This window comes from Candidatus Limnocylindria bacterium (assembly GCA_036523395.1).
In the GTDB taxonomy this organism is placed as follows: domain Bacteria; phylum Chloroflexota; class Limnocylindria; order P2-11E; family P2-11E; genus CF-39.
This window is the reverse complement of the sequence record DATDEH010000020.1, coordinates 1-3,337: the sequence shown is the minus strand read 5'-3', so window position 1 is coordinate 3,337 and position 3,337 is coordinate 1. Positions and strand designations below refer to the sequence as shown.

Annotated in this window: 3 protein-coding genes; all 3 read right to left on the bottom strand. The window is 65.1% G+C overall.

The genetic code is table 11. The features are described from left to right. Window positions 1-602: aldehyde dehydrogenase family protein (locus VI056_02715; protein ID HEY6201933.1), on the bottom strand; the 602-nt coding region annotated here is incomplete at its 3' end. 4 nt (window positions 603-606) lie between these two features. Next, window positions 607-1,446, bottom strand: a complete 840-nt coding sequence (locus VI056_02710) for a nitrilase-related carbon-nitrogen hydrolase (protein HEY6201932.1) — start codon at window positions 1,444-1,446, stop codon at window positions 607-609. Window positions 1,447-1,514: 68 nt separating this feature from the next. Continuing rightward, window positions 1,515-3,149 (bottom strand): cytosine permease, encoded by a 1,635-nt coding sequence (locus VI056_02705; protein HEY6201931.1) that lies wholly within the window; start codon window positions 3,147-3,149, stop codon window positions 1,515-1,517. Window positions 3,150-3,337: the final 188 nt, after the last annotated feature.

Genomic DNA, 3,337 nt, shown 5'->3' with positions numbered 1-3,337 from the left:
AGGACGCCGTCCGGGACGCCACCGTCGATGAAGCACTGCACGACCTGCGCTGCGCAGAGCGGTGTGAGCGTCGCGGGCTTGAACACGACGGCGTTCCCAGCGACGAGAGCAGGCGCGATCTTCCACGCGGGGATCGCGACTGGGAAGTTCCAGGGCGTGATGCACGCGACGACGCCGAGCGGATCGCGCACGGTGTAGATGAACGTGCCGCGCTGCGTCGACGGGATCGTCTCGCCGGTGAGGCGCGAGCCCTGCGCCGCCGCGAAGCGCACGTTCGCGACCGCCCGATCGACCTCGCCCAGCGACTCGGGGAGCGTCTTGCCCTCCTCCTCCGTGAGCAGGCGCGCGAGCTCGACGCGTCGCCGCTCCATGAGATCAGCTGCTTTGCGCACGATGTCGCCGCGCTGCGGCGGCGGCGTCCGCCGCCACTCCTGATATGCGGCGGCGGCCGCGTCGATCGCGTGCACGACGTCCGCCGGCGTCGAGACCGTCGCGTCGCCGAGCGACTCGCTGCTGCGCGCCGGATTCACGTCGCGTACCCGCGCGCGCGAGGTCGACTCGACCCACGCGCCGCCGATGTAGTTCAGCGCCGGAAGCGTCATGGCGCTACGGCTTCACCATGTCGTCGTACATGTCCGGCCGGCGGTCGCGGTAGAACTGCCACGTGTTGCGGACCTCGCGCACGAGGTCCATGTTCAGGTCCGCGACGAGGAGCTGCTCGTCCTTCTCCGATGCCTGCGCGATGATCTTGCCACGCGGGTCCGCGAAGTACGACGAGCCGTAGTAGTCGTTCGGCCCGAATTCCTTCTCCTGACCGACCCGGTTGATCGTTCCGACCCAGTAGCCGTTCGCGATCGCGTGAGCGGTCTGCTCGATGAACCACAGATGCATCGACAGGCCGCGCGACGTCGCGGACGGGATGAACACGAGCTCGGCGCCGTGCAGCCCGAGCATGCGCGCCCCTTCGGGGAAGTGGCGGTCATAGCAGATATAGACGCCCACTTTTCCGACCGCTGTGTCGAACACGGGATACCCCATGTTCCCGGGACGGAAGTAGAACTTCTCCCAGAACCCGTTCACGTGCGGGATGTGCGTCTTCCGGTATTTCCCCAGGTATTTCCCATCGGCGTCGATCACCGCGGCGGTGTTGTAGTAGACGCCGACCTGGTCCTCCTCATACATCGGCGCGATGAGGACGATGCCGTGCTTCTTGGCGAGCTCCTGCATGAGCTTGGTGGTCGGCCCGTCAGGGATCTTCTCCGTGTACGAGTAGTGCTTGGTGTCCTGCACCTGGCAGAAGTACGGCCCGTAGAAGAGCTCCTGCAGGCACATGACCTGGGCGCCCTGCTGCGCTGCCTGCTCGATGTACTTCACGTGCTTGGCGACCATGGAGTCTTTGTCCCCGGTCCAGGCGACCTGGACGAGCGCAGCCTTCACCGTCGTCACGTCTTCACCTCCGCGTCGCAGGGACAAGGATGGCGCGGACTCGGCGTCCGCGCCATCCTCCCAGTTCGCTAGGCCCGCGCCGAGGCCCGTTGCGGGGCGCCGCCGACCGGCTCCCCGGTCTGCTCCTCGAGGTAGCGCTTACCGAACAGCGTCATCAGTGCGTAATAGGACACGAGGGCTGTGCCGAAGCTCCAGAACCAAGACCCGGTCTGGAGCCAGTCGAGCCACGAGCCCTGGTAGCCGTCGATCTTGACGAACCAGCCGATGACGTTCAGCCAGCCGATGAACGGCGGAACGATCCCGATGAGCAGCGCGATGATCGCGTAGGGATTGACGCCCCATGTGTTCCGGTAGCTGTAGACCCCATCCTCCCGATAGAGCTCGAGGAGGTTCAGCTTCTGCCGCCGCAGCAGCCAGTAGTCGGCGATCATGATGCCGCCGATCGCGCCGAGGAAGCCGCCATATCCCGACAGCCAGGTGATCGCGTAGGACAACGCGTTGAAGAACAGCACCCAGGGCTGGAGCAGCGTGCCGATGACCGCGGTGATGATGACGCCCCAGGCCCAGTTCAGCCGTTTCGGTGCGAGGTTCTGGAAATCGTTCGCCGGAGCGATCACGTTGGCTCCGATGTTCGTCGAGAGTTGCGCGAGCACCACGAAGATGAGCGCGAGAACGATGATGATCGGACCGAGATCACCATTCAGCTTCGCGAACAGGTTGATCGGGTTCCACAGGTCGTTCGCTGTGCCGGCCTGATTGGCGGTGTCTTTGATCGTCTCGGAATAGGCGCTCACGCCACCCGCGGTGACAAGTACGCCCATGCCGCTGAAGAACGCCATCGTGCCGACGAGGCCGATGGCCTGCCCGATCATCTGCCGCGTTTGCTCTTTCGCGAAACGCGTCACGTCCGAGATATTCAGGGCCATCGTGGCCCAGAAGCCCACATTGATGTTCAGCAGCAGGAACCAGAAGTAGAGACCGCCACCGAGCGGCTTGTCCGGTGTGAGCTGGAAGTTGAACATCTTGTCGAAGCCGACCCGGAACCCGAAGTAGATGAACAGGAACAAGGTGAAGGCGAGCAGGAACGGCGCGGACCAGTCGAACATCACCTTGATCGCACGGGACCCCTTCCAGGGCGGCGCCGCGATCGCCAGCCAGACCTGGATCACGAGGAACAGCAGGAACATCGACATCTGGAACGGCCCGGGCAGGACGAACCAGTCGACCTTCACCGGCGGATCCTTGAACCCGGGGAACAGGATGCCGACGAGGACATACATCGCGTAGCCGCCAAGCCACGACTCGATGCCGAACCAGCCGCACGCGACGATCCCGCGCAGCACGGCCGCGACGTTGGCGCCCCACGTGCCGAAGGACGCGCGCACGAAGACCGGGTACGGGATCCCGTACTTCGCTCCGACGTGCGAGTTCAGGAGCAACGGCACCGTCACGATGGCGTTGCCCAGCACCACGACGAAGATCGAGGTGGCGGGATCGAATCCGAAGACGAGGCCGATGTTGGCCAGGCTCCACGACGGGATGACGACACAGCAGCCGACCCAGAACGCGAGGAATGAGTACAGGCCCCAGTTGCGGAGCCGGGCTGGAGTCGGCGCGAGGTCCTTGTTGTAGAGCTGGGACCTGGGCAGGTCCCCCGAGAGCTCGTGCTTGCCGTCCGCGGTAACGACGACAGACGTGGTCATGTTTCCCTCCCCTAACGACCCTGCGACAGACCCACGCGCGCGCCGATCACCCCCTTCCGGAAGCAAGCTTCGGCGGGATGCTAGTTCTGGCCGCAACCGGCGGCACGGTGAACAGTCCCTTAGCGGTGGGGGTAGCACAATGAGCCGGTCCGGCGCGCGACTGCGGGGAGCCGGCGTGGGAGGGTGTC